Here is a 21,750-nt window from a genome sequence, read left to right on the forward strand (position 1 = left end):
CGGAGTATATTGTTTTTTAATTTTTTGCTAATTGAAGTTTAAGTACTTGGGCTTGATTACTACCCAGAGGTACTGTCTTGGGGTTTGTCAAACCGTAAAAAGCCTGTCCTTCTTGCTCAAAATTTAGCAGGAAGAGTAAGTTAAAGGGCAGTTCAATTGGGTTTGACCAACCGGTCTCATCATTGTAAACCTGTAATTGTTTGCCCGGAATCTTTTTATCTAGGCTTGGTTCTTTTAATAAGCCGTCTATATAAACCACGGCAAAGCCATTTTTAAGTGCAAAAAGATTGGTAATTTCACCTTCTACTAATACAGAACCATCATTACCCAGAGGAAGTTTCTGGCCTTTGATTTGTACAAAGTCCTCTGATTCTAAAGGTACACTGTTTACCCATGCGCCTTTATTTGCCAGATTATATTTACTGATCAGAGGTTCTTTATTGAAAACAAAATACAGCGAATTTCCTGAAATACTAATTAATGCTGTAGGTGGTTCAAAGTGAAGGCTCTCTTGATATTGGCTTTCCGGAGAAAGTTTAAGAAAAGGAGTAGCCTCTCCGGTGCTGGGGTTTAATTTTTCCAGTAAAAAGTTGTCTCTGTAATAGCCTAAATCATAGGGGCTTTTGTTGTCTCTTCCCGGGTAAAACAACAATAACTCATCCTTATAGATGTTAATTGCATTTTGGTTTCTTTTGAGGTCAAGCGATCCATTGGGAAAGGGCATATTTGCTTTTTTTATCAAATTCAATTGATCGTCAAGTAAGCCAATTTCACCTCTAATAGATTTGGCGAGGATGTTTCCATTTTCTATTATTTTCAAACCATTAACATAGTACAAACCGCTGTCCCCCTTTATAGGGATTTTGTTATTGGCCAATACATTTCCTGAACTGTCAAATTTCAGGTATTCACCGGTTTGATAATTGTAAATTAAGCCTGTATGGTGAGCATAGGTGCCTGCATGAATATCACCAGCAAATGGAATGTTTAGGGTGTCTAAAACCACCAATTCATACTGATCACCACTACTTTGAAATAGATTGCATGAGCCACTTAAAAGGGCAATAACTAAAATAGGAAATAGGTAGGTTTTAACTTTCATCCTGAAATTTAAGGGCAATTTTCAGCCTTTTCAAGTTTTTTGTTTAAAGTAATTTTTAAAATTCATCAAAAATATAGACTTTACCTTTATCTTCAAATTTATGTTTCTATAAAAAGACCTTTCTACTATCTTTAGCTTTGCTTAGCAAAATAAGTTTGATACTTTATCGATCAATTAACAATTAATAATGAATAACCAAAGAAGACATTTTATTAAGTCCAGTGCTTTGGGTGCAGCAGGTATATCTTTAATACCTTCGTTTGTCCTTGGAAACCAGACCGGACATGTTGCACCAAGCGAAAAAGTAAACCTGGCCTGCTGTGGCATTGGTCATAGGGGAGGAGAGGTTGTCAAATCTTTACATGCCACCGGTTTGGCAAATGTAGTGGCACTATGTGATGTGGATATGGGTGCCGAACATACAGTGGAGGTAATGAAAATGTTTCCGGACGTCCCTAGATTTAAGGATTTTAGGGAGATGTTTGATAAGATGGGCAAAGATATAGAGGCTGTTTCTGTTGGAACCCCGGATTTTTCTCATTTCCCAATCACCATGTTGGCCATGTCTATGGGAATTCATGTGTATGTGGAGAAACCCATGGCCAGGACTTTTAATGAAGTTCAGCTGATGATGGATGGTGCGAAAAAGTACAATGTAGTTACTCAAATGGGTAATCAAGGCCACTCAGAAGCCAACTATTTCCAATTCAAAGCTTGGAAAGAAGCAGGAATTATCAAGGATGTTACTGCCATGACTGCTCATATGAATGGGCGAAGAAGGTGGCACGGATGGGATCCTAATATTCATTCATTCCCTCCAAAACAACCGATACCATCTACTATGGATTGGGATACATGGTTGGGAACTTCTCATCATCACGATTACCATGAAGATTTGGTCAATGGCCAATGGAGATGTTGGTATGACTTCGGTATGGGAGCTTTAGGTGATTGGGGCGCTCATATTATGGATACTGCACATGAGTTTCTGGAGCTGGGCTTGCCTGAGGAAATCGTTCCTGTGAGATTGGATGACCACAATACTTTCTTTTTTCCAATGGAATCAACCCTGGAATTTAAATTCCCCAAAAGGGGTGATATGCCGGCAATGACCATTACCTGGTATGATGGGCAGAATAATATCCCTCCGGTTCCGGAAGGTTATGGTGTTTCTGAGCTTGATCCCAATATTCCACCTCCAAGTAATGGCCAGTTGCAGCCTGCAAAACTGAATCCTGGAAAAATTATTTATGGTGGAGACCTTACCTTTAAAGGTGGGTCACATGGAAGCACCCTTTCCATAATACCTGAGGAAAAGGCAAAAGATATGGCCGGCCAATTACCAGAAGTTCCGGAAAGCCCTTCCAATCACTTTGCCAATTTCCTGAAAGCGTGTAAAGGTGAAGAGAAAGCCAGATCTTCTTTTGATATTGCAGGCCCCTTGAGTCAAGTATTTTCTTTAGGAGTGCTCTCCCAAAGATTAGGTGCCAAATTGGAGTTTGACAGAAAAACCAAGCAAGTCACCAATCACGCCCTGGCCAATGAGTTGTTGGCAGGAGTTCCTCCTAGAAAAGGATGGGAAGAGTTTTATAAACTTTAGAAGCCACTTTAAGCAAGAGATTCTTGGAAAAGAATTTTAACTTTTAAATTTGATTCTGATAAGAAAGCAATTTAATTGCTACTTATCAGAATCATTTTTCTTTTGTAAGAAAAAAAAGATGCTTAGGGTGAGCGATAGGGTATTGCCCGGAACCAATGTTAAAGTAAAAAGACCATTTCATGTTTAAGTTTTTAGACCAAGTCAAAAAGTATTTCGGAATGCGGGAGGGCTATTCGTTCATTTTATTTGGAATCGCCTCCATGCTTATTGTTGTTCTGCTATTGGGATTTTCCGGTCGACAATCTTCAATGGTCAAGAAACCAAATGTCGTGATTATTTTTGCAGATGATATGGGTTATGGGGATATACAATCTTTAAATCCCTTGTCCAGGATAAAAACACCCGCAATTGATGAGCTGGTAAATTCTGGGATTACATTTGAGAATGCCCATGCCAGCGCATCTGTATGTACCCCTTCAAGGTATGGTTTGCTTACCGGAAGGTATGCATTTAGAACACCGGCAGCCGCAGGTGGGATTGGTGGTTTTACACCTTCAGTTATAGAAAAAGAAAGGCTTACCCTTGCCAGTATTTTAAATAATGCGGGCTATAATACAGCCATTACAGGCAAATGGCATTTAGGTTTAAATTGGGCTACCAAAGATCAAAATATAGCCCAAATAGATGCTACTACGGGCTTTTCCAATGTAGATTATTCTTCTCCGGTAAAGTCCGGGCCAAATGATTATGGCTTTGATTATTCTTTTATTCATCCAGCTTCATTGGATATCCCACCTTATGTTTTTCTTGAAAATGGAAAGGTGGTGGATCCTAATATTATTTTGACAACAGACGTTTACCCCATAAGGAAAGAAAATACTGAGTTTTCTTGGGACAAAAAACACAGTGACGACAAAGCTGTTTATTGGGAAAAAGGTGTTTGGTGGAGGTTAGGAGAGATGTCCGCCTCATTTAAGGTAGAAGATTGTCTGGAGAATATTGTAGCACAGGGAGAAAAATTTATTGGAAAACAAAGTGCTGAGAGGCCATTTTTACTTTATATGCCATTGACCGGTCCACATACCCCTTGGTTGCCCTCTGAAGAAAACAAAGGAAAATCTGGTGCCGGATTGTATGGTGATTTTGTCATGGATATTGATCAGGTTGTAGGCAGAATTAAATCAAAATTGAAAGAAGAAGGTTTATTGGACAATACCCTTATCATATTTAGTAGCGATAATGGCGCTTATTGGCCGGAGGAAGAAGTTCTTTTGCATGGACATGATTCCAATAAAGGGAGTAGGGGGCAAAAAGGAGATGTTTGGAACGGGGGTCACAGAGTGCCTTTGGTAATTTCTTGGCCAAATGGCATTAAAAAGAGCAATACCTATAAGGGGTTGGTGAGCCTAACCGACATCTATGCAACCTTGGCAAGTTTATCCGGTGAGAAGATACCGGCAGGCGAGGGTATTGACAGTAAAGATTTTGGAGATGTTTTGACGGGGGACATGTCTTTTACCAGCCGAAATAATATGGTACACCATTCGTCTGCTGGAATGTTTGCCATTCGTGAAGGCGATTGGAAATACATTGATGGCCTGGGTTCGGGAGGTTTCACTTATCCGGTTCGATTAAACCCCGATGAGAAGGGGCCCGTAGGCCAATTGTACCAATTGAATAAAGATCCGTTGGAAAGCACCAACTTATTTGAAGCATTCCCGGAGAAGGTTGATCGGATGAAGCAAAATTTGGAAGAAATTAAAAGAGCAGGGGAGTAGGTTTATTCCCGCTCTTGTTCAAAGACAAAAACCCCTTTTTTATTGGCCACGATAATGTCCATGAGGCCTTGCCCAAAAAAGTCTGCTACAGTTACTTGTACTCCCACGCCTGAATCCAGGTCGATGGTATGCTTTATCCACTTGGCTTGTGTGCCGGGTTGAAACTCAAACCAAGCCAGTACCGGTGGTTCATTGCCTCCCGGGTCTTTTCCCATATGGGCATAATACCGCTTGCCTGTCACCAGATCCAAATGCCCATCCCTGTTGATGTCAACCAGTTCCAAGGCATGGGTTTGGGAAAAGCTATCGTCAATTAAATGTGTTTTCCATGCGCCGGTTTGGTCTTGTTTATGCCACCAAATACCAAGTTCATGCGCAGCAGAAGAAAGTATTTCAGGTTTATGGTCTCCATTAATATCATGGGAATACATTTGCGCCGAAGGCTCTCCAAAAGTAGCAGGTTGAAATTTCCAGGGACCTTTTTTTGGATCCTCTGGTGATTTCCACCAGCCTTCAGTAATGATAAGATCCTTGTTTCCATCCTGATCAATATCCCCCATGCCTAAACCGTGCGCATAGCGCGCAGTGCCGGGGCTTTCCTTACCACTAATTGTAAATTTTTCCCAACTTAAATTGCGAGGGCTTGTAGGAGCACGGTACCACACCATTTCACCGCTTTCAGGAATGCTTCCTACCAAATCCATTCGGCCATCACTGTCTACATCGTAAAAGCCGGCAGACTCATTGCCTAATGCCGGACATATGGTGTGAATTTCCCACAAACCGGCTTGGTTTTTAGGGTTTTCAAACCATAGTACAGCTTCTCCAGGAAATCCTATCCTTACAAAGTCTACCCACCCATCCATGTTCACGTCCATCCCATGACTAATGAATGCATTGCTATACCCTTTATCGTATTCAAAAATTTTAGGTTTCTCCAATTCATGAGGCTTCCAGTTTGGTGCTTCAAACCAATAAGCTCCTGCCATAACATCCATCAATCCGTCCTGATTAACATCTCCTATGGCAGCACCCTCAGCAAGAAATTGGGTACTCAAAACATGTTTTTTGAAAGTAACGGGGGAGGAGGTTTGGGACAAGGCAGGACTGAGGCCTGCAAATATAACTAAGGCAAAAAGAAAGGGTTGAATTGGCTGGTACATCTTAGCGAAGATTTAGTAAATAGGTCATTAAACCATTGAATTGGGATTGATCAAATGTGCTTCCAAAATGATCTGGCATTAGGGTGAGGGTAGAGGGTGTTTGCTTTGCTATGTCTTTTTTGGAGATGGTAAATTCATTTCCGGATTGGTCTGCCATTACCAGCACCTGCCCATCTTCTCTTCTAAACAAACCGGATTTGGTTTGTCCATCTTTTAAGTGGATGGTGTAGGTACGGAAGTTTTCTGAAATATTTCTATTGGGATCCAATACTTTGGTGGCCAAAGCTTCCACACCCCAATTGCCCACACCGTCTAACTGAGGCCCAATCATTCCCCCTTTATCACTCACTCGATGGCATATGCCACAATTTTCTTCAAAAAGCGCCTTCCCGGCAACCAATTGTTCAGGCTTGTATTGAAAAGCTTCGGTTCGCTGAACGATTAAGGCTTGTTTTTCATCGCTGATTGGAGGCAAATTCAAGGTTAATTCCTCATAAGTTGATTTTTGTGCTTTATTGACTCCTGACAGAAACCGTTCCTCCACTTGCCTTGCTTTGAGCACCCTTGCCGGGGCATGCCCTTCTTTTATTAATTTTAAAAGCCGGCTTTTCCCTTTTCCAGAAGTTGAAAGTTGTGCGGCAATATGTTCCTGCAATTCCATTGGGGTATTTTTCAAGCCATTTCCTAAGGCGTCCAAAGCTTGATCAGAAGTGGATTTCCCTATTGCTTCTGCTATTATTTTCCGGAAACTTATACTACTATTGCCATCTCTTAACCATTTTTCCAAGAAAAAGATTTGATTTTTTGGGTCAATTTCCATTAAAGCATTTACACTTAATTCTCTCAACTCTGTCACTTCCTCTGAATCTTTTATTAAGGCTTTAATTGATGGCATGTTTTCATCACTTTTTAATTGACCGGACAGTTGAATGGCATATTTTAATGCTTCCAATTCTCGTTCAGTTTTATTTGCTTTACCGGTAGAGTATGTTTTAAAAACCGCTTGACAAATTTGTAAATTCCAAGCATTGAGTAATGCTGGAAAAGTCATTCCTTGTTGTCTTGCTCCATTGTTTAAAGCCATTGCTTTTTTGAAAGCAGGAATAAGGGGCATTTTGGTTTTTGCAAGCTCAATAATACCTGCCATCTTAGCTACAGGAAGGCTTCTGGATATAGCGGTTAAATAGGCCAGAAACTTTTCTTCTGAAATCTTGGTGTTTTTTAAGTATTCCATTAGGAATTCCCCTGCTATTCTTGATCTTGTATCTGAAAAAATCAAAGCCACTACCTCTTTTTCATCGGCTGACCAGTTTTTTGCAGCCATTTCAGTTAGAATTTCGGGATTTTGAGCATGTTGAAAAAGTGCATATTTTAATGCATATATTAAATGGCTGTCTTCCTCTTTGGTTTTTTGTAGGGTTTGTAGGATGGGCGAAACCATGACCATACTATGATGTCTGATTAAAGCTTCAGCTGCAACTCTCCTCACATGGGCACTAGCGTCTGCCAAGCCATTTTTAATCCATTCAAATTCCTGCTGGTTTAGGCTTTGGTATTCACCTAAAATCCGAAAAGCATGAACTCGAACGAGTTCCTTATTACTAGTGAGGGCGGTTATTAAGTTTTGATCTGTTAATGCATCCAATCTAAATAAAGCCCATAAAACCTGAACCTGTTGAATCTCCGGCATTCCCCCGTTCGCTACAAGCTTTTTTAAAACAGGGATAGCAGTAGTTGAAAACCTATCTACAAGCTCATCTGTTGCCATCATTCTAGTTTGTAAGATCGGATCCCCTAATTTTTCTATGAGAAAGTCAAGATTAGCTACAGACCAATCGATCGGTGATTTTTGTGACCCTTTATAGGTGATTTTCCAAATCCTACCACTGTTTCTATCCCTTTCAGGATGATCTAAGGGTACCTCATAATGACCAATGATACTATTGTAAAAATCTGCAATATACATGGCTCCATCGGGCCCAATCTTTATATCCACAGGCCTAAACCAGGGGTCTTTGCTTACCAAAAAATCTGCTTTTCTGTTAGCTTTAGGGGTTGATCCGGTAAATGCCATGGTGCTTCTACTGATCCTGCAGGTAACCACATCGCCGGAGTAAAAGCTGTTTTGGTATTCTTCCGGAAATTGATTGTCGGTATAATATACAAGTCCCGACAAGGCAGTGGAGTTAAGTCCATAATCCATCATGGTGGGGGCATGTCCAATATTGGGTACCATTTTACCCCACTGGGTGTAGTTGCCATTTCTTATGATTTGATAAATCGGCAGGGTATGACAATCAGCGGAATAATGGTAACCCCATTTGTCCAGGTCAGATCCAAATGGGTTGATTCTTCCATCACTGGTTTTCTCCACATGTTGGCCATCCATCGTGAAACGGAAGGTGTTACCGGAGGTCATTGTAACAGAATTGCCATCTTTTCCTGAAACAGTTGAGACATTGCTAAAACCATGGGAGGCATGAATCCATCCATCTAAGCCTCTGAAAAGATTGTTGATCATACCATGGGTATCTTTGGTTTCGAAAGGCCCTAGTAAGATCTCTTTCTTGTCTGCGACATCATCTCCATTGGTGTCATAAAATCGATAGATATTGGGTATACTAAAGGCGATGGCACCGTCTTTTACAGGTTGGATGCCTATGGGGATGTTTAAGTCATTGGCAAAATCGGTTATTTTATCTGCTTGTCCGTCCTTATCGGTATCTTCCAAAATACTTATACGGTCTGTACCCAAGCCAGGGCCGGCTTTGATAGGGTACTCCGAGGATTGTGTTATCCATAATCTGCCTTTTTCATCAAATGCCATATTGATTGGCTTTGTGATTTCCGGCTCGGAAGCAAAAAGTGTTATCTCAAAGCCCGGGGGTAAGGTGAAATCCTTGAGTTCTTCAGCAGGACTCTGGAAGGAAGAGGTCCTGACATGTTCCGCATAAATAGGGTCAGGCTTTTCATCAATATAGGCTGTGGGATCTTGTAACCTTTTGTCAGCTTCAGCGCCATCGTTCTGCCTTTTACAAGAAAGCAAAGAAAGTGCAATGAGGCAATAGATTAATTGGAGGCTTTTCATTAATTGGAAGGAAATAGTTAATAATTAACCTCGTTAACTTAAGGTTTATTCCCTAAACAATCAATGAATTATGGTTTTGATTATATGAAAGGTGAAATTTTAGTTCAAAATTAATGGGTAAAACAAGATATTGATCCCTTTGTTGTAGGTTTTGTAAATTATTATTAGGACAGATTGTGTACCTTACTATTGTTTAACTGTGAATTTTCAGTTTTTGTCCTTTAGGGTTTTTAATAGGCCCAAACCGGAGCTAAAAAAGATAAAACCCAAAACCAGGCACACGGTAATAATCTTCCAATCACCTTCTTCAGGTACTAAAAATAAGTAAGCGCCATATATTAGTGCCCCTAATCCTAAAATTGATAAAAAGGGACCAAATATCTTTTTAAAGTTCATAATGTTTTTTTACCAAACTTTGAGGCAAATATATTGCCAAAATTCAGTAAAGAGTAAGAAATAAAACATTTGCCTGATAGCGTTGGAGGGCCTGAGTGGAAAAATCAAATTTTTTGTAATAGCGTGTATAGGGTATTTTCACCTTAATTTAACTTTTAATAATTCGGTATTAAAGATTGATAGGGCTATAAATAAAACGCATTTTCCGATAATTTCGGAAAATGCGTTTATCCAGTGATTACAGTGTTTGCTAAAGCAATTAAGACCTTATCGTTGATCTAAAAATCGGTATCTGCTTTTTCTAATTTTAATCTTTCAATCCATATATTTCGAAATAGTACTTCGTGACCTTCCGCTTGTAGTTTAATTCCTCCAGGTCGGTTTGTAATTCCTTCACCACCGTTTCGTCCACCATCCAATCCGGAATTGGGTCCACCCCAAACTTTTTGGATAGAGACATTTTCATGGATTTTTTTACCGTTAAAATAAATGGTGGTCATCGCTTTTTCGGTCAGTTTACCATGTTCATCAAATCTTGCAGCCCTAAATTGAATGTCATAAGCATTCCATTTACCAAGGCCATTGTACACCTCATAGGGAGCAGCTTGTTCATTGATTATGGCTGCCATTCCATGCGTAGTGCTGTCACCATCGAGAATTTGAATTTCGTAGCGATTCTGTAAATAAACTCCACTATTGCCACCTTCATTTTTTATTAAGAATTCCACATGAAGTCTAAAGTCTGTGTATTTCTTTTTTGTAACAATATCTGCAGCTCCATATTTACCTCCGGCAGCAGCGGGATCATTGGCACTAACTGCCTGGCCCTTATCTACAGGATCATCCACAATTTCCCATTTAATGGGAAGTGATGCAGCTATTCTTGGCCCTTCCCAATAGGTCCAATTTCTTTTTAGTGAGCCTTTTTTTCCATTAAACAATTGATCAGCACCTTTAGGAGCTTCAGTGCCCACACCAACTTGCGCCAATAATGGAATTTGAAACATAAGGCTTAGAAGAAATAAGGTCAGGGTTTTGTTCTTGTTGTATAAATTCATATTCACATGGTGAAAATAGTGTAAGACAATGTATAAATGTGCCTTTTGTTATTGATGTACGTCTCTTAACAAATCATTGATGGTTTTGACAGGATTAAAAGTGATCAATGGTACAACCACAAATATTGAATTCCAATTGGCCATGGATCCGTTCCAAAGCCCGGGAAGCTCTTGGGCTTTAAGGTCTCTTCCACTTTTTGATTTTTGTGTGATAAATCCGGTTTTAGGGTCCCTGTATTTCATAAGGTCAAAGGCATTACCCTGATAATCACGGATGCCACATACCAAATCGGTGGGGTTAAAATGAGTAGAAGATTTGAAGTGAGCTTCTTGTGCTTCGTCTTCTAGATTTAACTGGGCAGTTTCTCCTATTTGAAGGGACAAACTTCCATCCGTATCTTTTACCCAAAAAGGGCCACCTCCGGGTTCACCTGTATTCTCCACCATGCCACAAACGCGCATTGGTCGGTTTAGTTTTTCTATCAGATAGGCTGCTTTATCTTCCAGGTTCTTTGAATCATATGAGGGAGCTAATTTTCCTCCAATTACACTTGTAAAGACCTCTTCAGCCTGTTTAACTGAGGAATCGGTGATGGATTCATCCATTTGTTTTAAGGCTGCGAAGGTTTTTTCCTGAGCAGTTATAAGTAACCCTCCAATAGCTTGTTTGTAATCGGTTGTGGTTTCCTTTAACCTGTCCGGCACAACATTGTCAATGTTTTTTATAAATACCAGATCTGCATCTATTTCATTCAAATTTTCTAACAGAGCACCATGACCTGCAGGTCTAAATAAAGGTTCTCCATTTTCTTCAATGAAGGGCTGATTTTCAAGATCTACAGCAATGGTATTTGTAGCTTTCTTTTGTTGGGAAAAGCTTATTTCAAACTTCACTCCAAAAGCACTTTCCATTTTGGGTTGAACCTCTGCCACTTTTTCCTCAAACTTTTTTTGATGTTCAGGTGAAACTGTAAAATGAAGTCTTACCGTGTTGTTTTTTCCAACACCATATTGCGCTCCCTCTACGAAATGTTCCTCTACAGGTGTTCGGCTTTCGTTAGCATACTTATGAAACTTCAATAAGCCTTTTGGTAAACTTCCATAGGAGAGGTAGTCGTCATCAAGTAAGTGCTTTACTATAAGGGTAAAATCTTTGTTTTCGATGGCTTTAGAAATACTTGAGCCTACTTTTTTTAAGCTATTGTCAAGGTCTTCGTAAAAAGCAAATGAGCTAATATTTGCAATAAAAGTTTGTGTAAAGGCATCGTCTTCTAGATCATTGTCATTCTTTTCTAAAAAACTGAAAAGGTTTTTAAACATCCTACTTGCCGCACCACTGGCCGGCACAAATTTAACAATCGTTTTTTCCTTTGATTTGTCTGAATAATCCGTGATGGATTTTTGAAGGTCAGCATCTGATAATTTCAAAATACCATCATCAATTTTAGCAGCATGATCAATGTCTAGAAAAGGAAATCCTTCCCTAAAGTTTTTAATTTGTTCTTCAACTATTTCCAAGGACATCCCTTGGGTTTCTATTTTTTTCTTGAGTTCGTTAGATAACATGGTTTGAAAATGTGGTTATGGATTTTTTTAGACAGTCCAATATAATAATTCATTTTATGAAAGTACCATTTATGAAAGGGAATATAAAAGGAGGCCATGTCTCCAAGCCAATACCCATTTACCATATGATTAGTCCTTTCAGCGTGTATGGTAGCATTTTGTTTTATTTTCAAGGATTCAGCTTAAGACCCAAAGCCTAAAGAGAAGCCCATATGGACATCGGCCCTATTATTGCCATTCATGACATTGGTAATTATGGATTGACTACCCACAAAAAATCCGCCAATTTGAAAACCTAAGCCTCCGGTAAGACCTGAAATTTGGTGTTGCATCCAAGGTGAGTACAGTTCAAATTTACCCAAGACCAAACGGGGTGTTAGCACAAGCAGGTCTGCGGAACTTAGGTTGAAATTGCCATTTTCATTGCTTACTCTTTTTTGGCCATATAATGAAACTTGAAAGATTTTGACAGGGCTAAATTCCGCATAAGCGGACAAAGTTCTTGGCATATTAATTCTGGCATCAGCATCATTATTGGTAATATTGAAGTAGCCGGAATCTACAAGCTGCTGTTCTATTTCTTCTATACTTCCTTCCAAATCATCCGTTCTAAAGTATTCATTTTGTGGGATATTCATGCTGTAGTACTTGTTTATCTGGTTGTTACCCATGCCCATGCTTCCTAGATTTTTCAAGGACAATCCTAGATTTAAAAAAGCTTTATTGTCTCTTTTTAACAAATAATTGACTCCTAAGTCAATGCCCAGGCCTGAAGGGCTTAATCCTCTCCACAAATCATCTTCAACGTTAAAGTCATCGTCATTTTCTAGTCTCTCGTCGTAAGAAAGGTTTAGACTTCCTTGTGCATCAGTTAATAAAACTTCATCCTCAGAATAAATAATGGTAGCATTAATATTGTCCATACCAAAATTGGTGTAACTTCCCGGTAGAAGTAATTTGAAATTGGCTCCAACTGAAAGGGTATGTAGATCTGTATCAAAAATTTTCCTACCCGCCAATATGCCTATTTCCATCCAACCTGTAGCATTTACTCTTTGGTTATCAGGAATGTTTATTATAGTTTGATTGTTGTCATTATTTGCTGATTCAATAATCGAACTACCCAGGTCAGGATTGAAATCTATAATATCTGCCTTTGCTTTGATTTCTGTAGTAAGACCAAAAGACCATTTATTAAACCTTAAGCCCAGAGCAGGGCCCATCACAGAAACATCAGTCCTAAGGTTGACCGGCCCCTCAATGTCTTCAAAAATATTTTCTAAAACATCCGGATTGTCAATAATGTCTTGAACAGATAAAACATTATTGTCAAGTCCGAGGTTAAATGAAAAAAGAGAAACTTCAACCTTTTTGGTCAGATTGTTAATTTCTGCGGGATTCATCATAGCATTAATCATTCCCTTTCTTTTGCTATTTTGGACCCCATAGTAATTTTGCTGGGCAATGGAATCATTACAGATGATTACAAACAAAACAGCTAATAAAATTAAATTTTTCATCGTGAAGTTTTAAAAGATTTAGCAAAAAGTTATGTCCAAAAATAAAACTTTTCTGAGTATTAACCTCTTTTGAGAATGATTAGATGAACGAATTTGAAATAAAATGCTAATTTGGACGATTAATAGTTTAAATTAACCCTGAATGCGAAAGATATTTTGTAACCTTTTAATCTTATTCTCTTGTGTTCTGTTTGTTACAAAAAGTTCAGCACAAACGAAAGGAGATATTTTTCTGTCTACTGGTATTCAGTTTTTTGCCGGGCGTGATGAAGGTTTTTCATCGATGAATTACCGTGGAAATAAATCTACGAGTACCCTGGGCTTTGTATTGACACGTAAAAATAAAACCCTTTACTTTCAGGGAGATTTTTCCTATGGTGTATTGGCAAATTCAGCTGGGGCGACTATTAATGAACTGGGGTTAAATTATAGTAATTTTACTTTTTACCACAAAAACAAAACGAAAGACAAGGGCTTTTTATGGGGATGGTCCAATAAAAACGCTTTCCATATTAGGAGGCATAATAATTTTAGTAATTATAATTTCCGTTATGATTATTATAGCACCTTAGGTCCTGCAGCTCAGTATAATTTACCTTTTCAGTGGAAAAATAAAATGTTTACCTGGAAAAGCATGGCTAGTTGGCAGTTGATTGGCTTGCAGATAAAGTCAGGCTATATAGGTGCTGAACCTGAAAATTACCAGGAAGAAAGCACTCTTTTTAACAATTTTTTTAATACGGTCAAACCATTTATCCTATTTAAGGATGTAGACCTTGGTTTCTCTTCTGCACTTTATTGGGAATTGCCTACCAGCAATGCCTTAGGTTTGAGGTATCAATTTAATTATGGCAAGCTTTCAGGAATCAAGAAAGTATATAGGGTGGATCATTCCATTGATCTGTTGCTAAAAGTCAGGCTATGGTAAGAAAAAAATATTTCTATGTGACTTTAATTTTTGTTCTGTCCTCTTGTGACAATTGGCTTTTGCCGGAGGAGCCAACTACAGAACCACTTGTGGTATTTGATAAACTGTGGGAAGACGTTAATGAGCGGTATTCTTTTTTTGAACATAAGGACATTGACTGGGAGGAAATAAGAAATACTTATAGAACAAAGGTATCCAGAACCATTAGTACCAAAGGTTTATTCGATGTGTTGGCAGAGATGCTGTTCGAATTACGAGATGGGCATGTCAATCTGAATGCAGGCTTTGACAACAGCCGAAACTGGGAGTGGTACCAGGATTTTCCAGACAATTATGATCAAAATCTTATAGATAAAAATTACTTGGGACGGGATTTTTGGATCAGCGGCCCCTTTAGGCATCAATTTATTAATGATGTGCTCTACGTCAATTACAGATCCTTTTCTCAAGATATTTCTGAAGGAAACCTTCAGGTAATATTGGAAAGGGCCAGACAGGGTAGAGGAATGATTATTGATGTAAGAAGCAATGGAGGAGGTAGTCTTGGCAATGCCTATACCCTTGCTTCAGGTTTTACTGATACTGAGGTAGTGGTGGCAAAGAAACGGATAAAAAATGGCCCTGAGATGGACGACTTTTCTTCTTGGGAAAATATAAGTATTCCTGCCGGGGAAAATATTTACGAAGGACCTGTAGTCGTGCTGACGAACCGTAGGTCTTACAGTGCAACCACTTTTTTTGCTCAGATGATGAAAGAATTACCCCAAGTGATCCTTATTGGTGACCAAACCGGAGGAGGTGGTGGTATTCCCGCGTATGGTGAATTGCCCAATGGGTGGACTTATAGATTTTCAACGACTCAGACCGTAGATTTGGAAGGTAGACAACTGGAGGACGGGGTGCTGGTTGATATTAGCATTGACCAAAGTCCCATAAGTACATTGAGAGGAGAGGATAATATTATCACCACTGCATTACAAGTACTTATGGGGAACTATGACGGATAGAAGGAAGTTTTTAATTTCCTTTTAAATAGGCCAATAAATCTGCCAATTCCTGCTTGCTCATGTTTTGCTCCAGTCCATTCGGCATTAGAGACAAACCGGGATTGTCTATGTTTCTGATTTGGGTTCGCAGTATGTTTTCCTCTGTACCATAGGCTGTTTTTAAGCTCAAGGAATTGGAAGACTCTGCAGCAATTCTACCTGTGATTTGTTTGCCTTCATTTGTAGTCACTGTGATTGCCTGGAAGCCGGGGTATACTTCATAATTAGGCACAATGGTATGCAGGAGCACCGCCAATGAAGGTTGGTTGCTTATACCTGATAAATCCGGCCCGACATTTCCACCTTCACCGGCAAAGGCATGGCAGGTAGCACAATTGGTCCTAAAAATCCCTTGCCCATTATCCGCTATTCCTTCTAAATCCAGTACGGATTTAAGATCCTCATAAACTTTCATTCTTCCCTCGGATTCTAATTCTTTGAACAGGTTTTCAGCTCGCATTTTCACCTTTTCGTCTCTTGCTTTCATTAAAGATTGCCTGGTGGAAGAAGGGATCTCAGCTGGTTTGATCTTTTCATTCTCTATGGATTTCAACAATTGATCCCGCAAAATGGGTCTGGATACCAAGATGGCAATCACCGCCCCTTTTGTTTTGGGGGTATAGGCTTTCCAGGCAGTGGGTTCCGTGAGTATTTCACCTGCCTCAGCACTATTCAGATTCCCTAGGGACTGGATGGCTGCCAGTTGAATTTCAGGAGGATTGTTTGGAGAAATCAGGCCTTTCAAGGTAGCTTCGGTGTTTCCCGGAGAAAAATAACTGAGTAAGGCTGTTGCCTGAATTCGAGAGGTAAGGCTATCTTCAGAAGAAGATGCCCGATCAGCTGTTTCTTGAATAAGGGCCTGCAATTGGTCTTTGGATCTTGTATAGGAGTCTAAATAGTTTTTTCCCTTTACTTTATGCTGCCCTCTTTCACTTCCTTTTAACAGGCCAAGCAAAAGAGAAAAAGTTGGATTGTCCCATTCGCTATTGATTCCGGCATCTATCAAAGCTTTTAATTCTTGCGGGTGAACTGAACTGCCTATTAGTTCTCCTAATTCTGACCACATTGGCAATTGATGGTAGTTGACTGCTGTTTTTTCGGCTTCTAAAATCTTTAAGAATTTGCTCTCCTGTCCATTTAAAGCAGTCATTACAGCAGCTCTTACCCAAGGGTCTGCCGCATCTTGCTGGGCGATCTTTGCCAGGTAGGGTAGCCATTGTGATTTGGTGTCTGAACCAAATGCAGCTGCGGTTAGGAACCTGACCCTAGGATTGGTAGCTGTTGCCCCTTTTATTAAGTTTTCGGCCAATTCGCTTGAAATATTTTTTTTCAACCCGATGATGGTGATGACTTGTTCCTTTACTTCCGGTCCGTTTTCATTATATATTGTGGTCAATAATTTCTCGTCCAAGGCATCAAAATGATGCAACAACCAAATGGCCTTGGCTTTTCCTTCATCGATAGTATTGGACAAAACCAGTTCTTTAAGGCTATTAACAATATCTAGGGGCAGCTTTTCTAAAATTAACCTAAAAGCGGTGCTTCTTTCCCATTCATCTGTAGAGGAAAGGGCTGCAATCAGGGTTTTATTTTCTACCTTGGAAGTTTTTGGAAATAAGCTCTCCACCTGAGTATATTGCGCATCTTCATTGCTGATTCTATAAATTTTTCCTTTTCCCTTACCACTTACAAAGTCTAAGGCCCCTCTGGTTTCTTCAGGGACATAGGAAGGGTGATCAATTACTTTTCTATACATGTCGGCCAAATACATGGCTCCTTTAGGGCCGTGAGCTAAAAATACTGGGTTAAACCAAGAGTCTGAAGAAGCAAGAAATTCCCAATCTTCATGAACCCTTTCGGAAATGAAAGTAGCTCCATTGTTTTTGATCGATTGCCTTTGAACCAAGTTTTGGGCGGGTTCACAGATAAATGCATCACCTTTGTGACTTATGTCCAGACCTTCACTTTCATAGATTAATGTGCCGCAAGCAGAGGTAAAAGTACCTTGATGGGATTTGCCCATCAATTTAGGAATGTATTCCGCAGTGGTTACGCTTTTACTAATGGGATATACATAGCCTTCAGCCTCAGCAGGGGATACGTTTTCTATAGTTTTGTTAAAGAGTAAGTTCGGATTATTGTTTAATTGATCAGACTCCATCACTATATGCTGCAATGGGTGCCGATTGCTTGAACCAAACCTTCTACCAAAAGCATCAAAGGCCAGTCCAAATTGACTTTTCCCTCCTCGGGTCTGGAATTCCAAAGTTTCAGGATGAAATCTTCCATCAGCACCATTAAAAGAAACTGGTTTTCTTTCCGGGTGAGCCGGGGAGTATACCTCTCCTCCATTGAGCCCACTGGTAACATATATCCACCCGTCCAGAGCCAGGGTAGGGTGGCTGGTTCGAATTTGAGCGGTCCTATTGGCATTGAATCCTGTTAGGACAATTTCTTTAATATCTGCCAAACCATCACCATCAGTATCTTTGAAATAATAAATATGTGGAGCGCAAGTCACAAATACTCCACCTTTCCAGGCCATGATGCCATTGGGGTAGGTCAGACCTTCTACAAAGACAGTTCTTTGATCGTATTTCCCATCACCATCACTGTCTATTAATCTCGAAATCTTTCCAAGGGTATCAGGTTTTTTTCCATCCATTGGATCAGGATACCCTGTATTTTCAGCTACATAGAGTACTCCTTTTTCATCAAAAGTGAAGGCAGAAGGATCTGCCACCAAGGGGTCTGCTGCTATCAGGTCAATCTGTAAACCGGGTTCCAATTGGAAGGCTGCCATTGAGGTCTTTAGCTCTGCTGAGTCTTTATAAGTGTAGGCCGGAGAGTTTACGAAATTGGCTTGTGTTTTAAATTCCGGAGAGGTATCTGTTGCTACCGGTACTTTCTCTTGATTACAAGCTATGAATAATAAGAGCCAGGACAGGATTGACCAATTTCTTGGAAATAAAATAATGTTTAGCAATTTGTGGTTTTTTTTAAGTTCGCGATACATGAGGGGTAGTTTATCGTATTTCCGGTGGTACGTTTCCATAAGTCCAGGGGGCGCCTTTAAAGGTCGGTGCTTTTTGGAAGGTCGGCATGGGCCCGGGGGTAAGAGTGGCAATAAGATTTAAACTTTTGTCAACAATTTGATTGCCTGCAGTGATGTCTAAATTGCTGTAGGAAGTTAACCTGGTTTCATAACCTCCACCCGTATTTTCAGAGAAAGCTTCCAAGGTAGGTACATAACCTACACAATCATTGGCCATACTTACAGGAAATGTAAGCGGGAACTGACTTCCACTTTTTATACGAAGGCCTAGTTCACAGAAAAATTCTGCCGGATTACTAATAAGTACCACAGGTCCCAGTTGGATGGCTTGAATTTCAACCTTATGGCTTGGCTTCTGCCTTCCATAACTATCAAGCATAACCGTTTCCTTGGCAAATACCCAAGCTGTCCGACCTACATTTTCCGGGCTTTGTTTGACCAAGCTTAGGCTTTTCTTTACTTTTTCCGGCGAGGGCATCCTTCTTTTAATTTCTATAAAATCTCTAGAGGTCGCAATTGGGAAAATGTTACCTCTTGGCATGGACAATAATGTTTTGACGGCTTCTGCACCTACATTGGCGCCAACAAATCTAGCCCATTCTTCACCTGAGCGGTGTTTGTAGGGGTTGCGGTTATCGACTTGGGTCACATCTCCACTAGCTCCTTGAAGAAATACTACCACGCAGTCTTGACCCATGGCCCCTTTTATGGTTTGTTCCATATAGTAAATCCAGTTGGCTGAAATTCCTTGGGGGTTGGTAGTAGAATGACAGGCAAAATTTACTATGCAACCGGTGCACTCTCCCGCTTCATTCCAGGCACCAATGACTCCAACCTCAGGGTCTATTGGCCCGGCAACCTTTGATATTTCCGGGTTTAGTTGTCCGGGATGAGTGTAGGTCATCCCATTTTTCATAAAAAATCGACGGTTAAACGCCACTTTTTCTTCTTTGCCACTTCCTGCTCCAACTTGTACCTTTTCAAGTTTTTCCAATGCTTGGAGGGCAGTATTGATAGTGATTTTTTTGGTGCTTTCCAGGTATTTGGGATCAGCACAGGAAGATTTATTATAAGCCAGTTCCTGTATGAAATCTGGAGCATGGTCATATTGACCCGGCATTACCATGGCGGTGGGGCCTGAAGAGTGGGAATGAGAAGCTGAAATCATTATTTCATCTTTAGCTATGGCATGTTTTGTTGCAATGCCTTCCTTGATTTCATCTACCCATGGTTGGTAGATGGCCAATGCATCAAAACCAATGACCAAAGCCTTTTTAGTACCGGTTTGGAATGCAGAAATCCGAACTTTGCACGGGTCATGGAAAACCTTATGATAAGCTTTACCATAGTTTCCGGGTTTCTCCATCCCTATTTCTGGAGAAATATCTGCATCAGCAAAGGCCGCTAAAGTTGAATTTTCTGTTGAATTGCGGCTATTACTTTCTTTTTCCTGGGCATGTAGGTTGCCCAAGGGTAGGCCTATGCCTGCTGAGATGATTGTTGATTGCTTTAAAAATTTTCTTCGTGATGATAAATCAACAAAAGTATTTTTTATCATAATGAATAAAATATTAGGTTTCTATAGTGGTTTAAGTGTACGTTACCAAATATAGTAAAAAAACACATTTAAGATACGGTAGATGGTGAATAGTTCCATCGATATTATTTGAATTGATTGAGTAGCCAACTTTTGGAAGCTTTTTTTTATAATTCTATTGCATAAAGTTTTTTGAAAAAAAACATTGTTGGGGAGTTACAAGTTTAGAGCAGGTTTTTTCTGTTAATTGTCTATAATTTAGTCTAAATACTGCGAGGTATAAGGTATTTATGTAACTTTCCGCTCTTAAGAATCAATAGTTTGGTTTGCTTTATTATTAATGGATTATGATTTCTAAACAACAGAATATTTCTCTTTTCAATGATTTGCAATTAGATAAGCTTTCGATGAAAGCTTATTTCGATCGGATTGGGTATAGGGGTGAGGCAGAATTAAATTTGGAAACGGTAAAGGACCTTCATGCCCTTCATCCGGAAGCTATCCCATTTGAAAATATTGATCCATTAATAGGGGTGCCTGTTGACTTGTCTTTGGATCGAGTGTTTAATAAGCTGGTTGAGCAGGGAAGAGGAGGGTTTTGCTTTGAACAGAATATTCTTTTTGGTGCAGTTTTGAGGACTTTAGGCTTCAATATTGTTGGGCTTTCAGCCAGGGTTTTTTGGGAAATTGAGGAAGGAGAGATTAGACCAAGGGATCATATGTTGTTATTGTTGGATCTCAATGGTGTAAGTTTTTTATTGGATGTGGGTTTTGGTTCTGCCTCATTTTCTGCCCCATTGGTATTGAATCATAAAGACATACAAGATACCGGATATAACCAATATAGAATAAGCTTGGTTTCAGGGTTTTATTACCTGGAAATTTTAATCAAAGATTCTTGGAGATTAATGCATCGTTTCGGTTTAGAACACCAAATGCTGGCGGATTATGAGGTGGTTAGTTGGTATTTGTGTACCCATCCCCAATCTCTTTTTATCAAAGATCTAATGGTGGCCAAAAGTTTCTCTGAGGGAAGGTATGCTTTGCACAACAATCAATTTACTGTGCACAAGAAGGAAGGGGAAAGTGTCAAGCAAAAACTGCAATCCGTGAAGGAGATTATCGATATTTTGGAGGATAAATTTGCAATTAAGCTTCCGAAGGGAGAGAAATTGGCATTGAATCTCCAGCGTTATATCCATGCTAAGAAATAAAAAAAAGCCTCTTATAGAAGAGGCTTAAAAAAAAATATAGCTGTTAATTAAATTCCACAGAATTAAAAAAAGGTACCACAGGAATTTTACTGTCAATTAAAAAAAAATTAGTTTAAATACATTTGATGGTATTCACTTTCAACTGGTATTGATTCGAAATGTAAAGTGTTTTTATTGGTTTGATTATCAGGCATTCTACCAACCTTCCAATTGGCAGGTTTGTGAAATCTACCTTCGTTTTTAAACCGATCAAAAGTTTCAGGATCATCTTCAGCATTTCTTATAGCTTTTATAATAAATAAAAGTCCTAAAACCACTCCGATTACTGAGTATAATAATAAGTATGAATTCATGATTTCATTGGTTTTATCTAAGCTTTCAACCTTCCGGAAATTACTTTCTATTAAATTAGAACTTTTCCTCATTCAGAATGATTGATTAACAATTCAAATTTAGGAAAATTTTATTACAAAATTCAATTAAAAACACTTGTTTTTTTGCTTAAAATTTTGTAAATATAAAATAGTATTTTGTTGTATTATTTTTGTATTTCATACTAAAGTTTTAAAGTGTATGGTTTTGGTTTTTATATTTAAAATCGGATTTTAAAGAAAATGGCTTCCTTTTTTTGTTCTTTTCACTTTTGTTTTACGCGGTTATTCTTGGGGAAATCTTTATTCAGTAAGTGTGAAGATGATG

The 21,750-nt window shown here is 39.3% G+C and carries 14 protein-coding genes; 5 read left to right on the forward strand and 9 right to left on the reverse strand.

Annotation, left to right across the window (positions count from 1 at the left end; genetic code table 11):
- Positions 1-16: 16 nt before the first annotated feature.
- Positions 17-1,102: a hypothetical protein gene (locus tag ACYVHJ_RS00390; protein WP_460511556.1), complete on the reverse strand. Its 1,086-nt coding sequence runs from the start codon at positions 1,100-1,102 to the stop codon at positions 17-19.
- A 187-nt stretch (positions 1,103-1,289) separates the two neighbouring features.
- Between ACYVHJ_RS00390 and ACYVHJ_RS00395 the strand changes: the two genes are divergently transcribed.
- Complete coding sequence (locus ACYVHJ_RS00395; RefSeq protein WP_339903761.1) at positions 1,290-2,702, forward strand: Gfo/Idh/MocA family protein; 1,413 nt, start codon at positions 1,290-1,292, stop codon at positions 2,700-2,702.
- 179 nt (positions 2,703-2,881) lie between these two features.
- Positions 2,882-4,480, forward strand: a complete 1,599-nt coding sequence (locus ACYVHJ_RS00400; RefSeq protein WP_460511559.1) for a sulfatase family protein — start codon at positions 2,882-2,884, stop codon at positions 4,478-4,480.
- Positions 4,481-4,482: 2 nt separating this feature from the next.
- On the opposite strand, the gene ACYVHJ_RS00405 is transcribed toward ACYVHJ_RS00400, so the two are convergent.
- The 5 genes from ACYVHJ_RS00405 to ACYVHJ_RS00425 form a co-directional block, all read right to left on the reverse strand.
- Entirely contained in the window at positions 4,483-5,643 is a 1,161-nt protein-coding gene (locus ACYVHJ_RS00405) for an FG-GAP repeat domain-containing protein (protein WP_460511561.1), read from the reverse strand.
- Position 5,644: 1 nt separating this feature from the next.
- A complete protein-coding gene (locus ACYVHJ_RS00410; RefSeq protein ID WP_460511563.1) occupies positions 5,645-8,731 on the reverse strand; it encodes a PVC-type heme-binding CxxCH protein in 3,087 nt (1,028 codons plus the stop codon).
- Between the two features lie 674 nt (positions 8,732-9,405).
- A complete protein-coding gene (locus tag ACYVHJ_RS00415) occupies positions 9,406-10,185 on the reverse strand; it encodes a 3-keto-disaccharide hydrolase (RefSeq protein WP_339902278.1) in 780 nt (259 codons plus the stop codon).
- 48 nt (positions 10,186-10,233) lie between these two features.
- Positions 10,234-11,751 (reverse strand): DUF4301 family protein, encoded by a 1,518-nt coding sequence (locus ACYVHJ_RS00420; protein ID WP_460511566.1) that lies wholly within the window; start codon positions 11,749-11,751, stop codon positions 10,234-10,236.
- Between the two features lie 182 nt (positions 11,752-11,933).
- Positions 11,934-13,271, reverse strand: a complete 1,338-nt coding sequence (locus tag ACYVHJ_RS00425; RefSeq protein WP_460511568.1) for a DUF5723 family protein — start codon at positions 13,269-13,271, stop codon at positions 11,934-11,936.
- 142 nt (positions 13,272-13,413) lie between these two features.
- Between ACYVHJ_RS00425 and ACYVHJ_RS00430 the strand changes: the two genes are divergently transcribed.
- Both ACYVHJ_RS00430 and ACYVHJ_RS00435 read left to right on the forward strand, forming a co-directional pair.
- Positions 13,414-14,199, forward strand: coding sequence for a hypothetical protein (locus tag ACYVHJ_RS00430; protein ID WP_460511570.1), 786 nt, complete (start codon positions 13,414-13,416; stop codon positions 14,197-14,199).
- Positions 14,193-15,206: a S41 family peptidase gene (locus tag ACYVHJ_RS00435; RefSeq protein WP_460511572.1), complete on the forward strand. Its 1,014-nt coding sequence runs from the start codon at positions 14,193-14,195 to the stop codon at positions 15,204-15,206. Before ACYVHJ_RS00430 ends, ACYVHJ_RS00435 begins: the two co-directional genes overlap by 7 nt.
- A gap of 10 nt (positions 15,207-15,216) precedes the next feature.
- Here the strand turns inward: ACYVHJ_RS00435 and ACYVHJ_RS00440 are convergent, their stop codons facing one another.
- Together ACYVHJ_RS00440 and ACYVHJ_RS00445 are read right to left on the reverse strand one after the other, a co-directional pair.
- Positions 15,217-18,261, reverse strand: a complete 3,045-nt coding sequence (locus tag ACYVHJ_RS00440) for a PVC-type heme-binding CxxCH protein (protein ID WP_460511574.1) — start codon at positions 18,259-18,261, stop codon at positions 15,217-15,219.
- A 10-nt stretch (positions 18,262-18,271) separates the two neighbouring features.
- The gene (locus ACYVHJ_RS00445; RefSeq protein ID WP_339902284.1) at positions 18,272-19,858 is read right to left on the reverse strand and encodes a hypothetical protein; all 1,587 of its coding nucleotides are present in this window, start codon (positions 19,856-19,858) and stop codon (positions 18,272-18,274) included.
- Between the two features lie 326 nt (positions 19,859-20,184).
- On the opposite strand from ACYVHJ_RS00445, the gene ACYVHJ_RS00450 reads away from it, so the two are divergent.
- Positions 20,185-21,051, forward strand: coding sequence for an arylamine N-acetyltransferase family protein (locus tag ACYVHJ_RS00450; protein ID WP_460511576.1), 867 nt, complete (start codon positions 20,185-20,187; stop codon positions 21,049-21,051).
- A 107-nt stretch (positions 21,052-21,158) separates the two neighbouring features.
- Here the strand turns inward: ACYVHJ_RS00450 and ACYVHJ_RS00455 are convergent, their stop codons facing one another.
- The gene (locus ACYVHJ_RS00455; protein WP_339902286.1) at positions 21,159-21,404 is read right to left on the reverse strand and encodes a hypothetical protein; all 246 of its coding nucleotides are present in this window, start codon (positions 21,402-21,404) and stop codon (positions 21,159-21,161) included.
- Positions 21,405-21,750: the final 346 nt, after the last annotated feature.

The organism is Cyclobacterium sediminis (genome assembly GCF_054781075.1).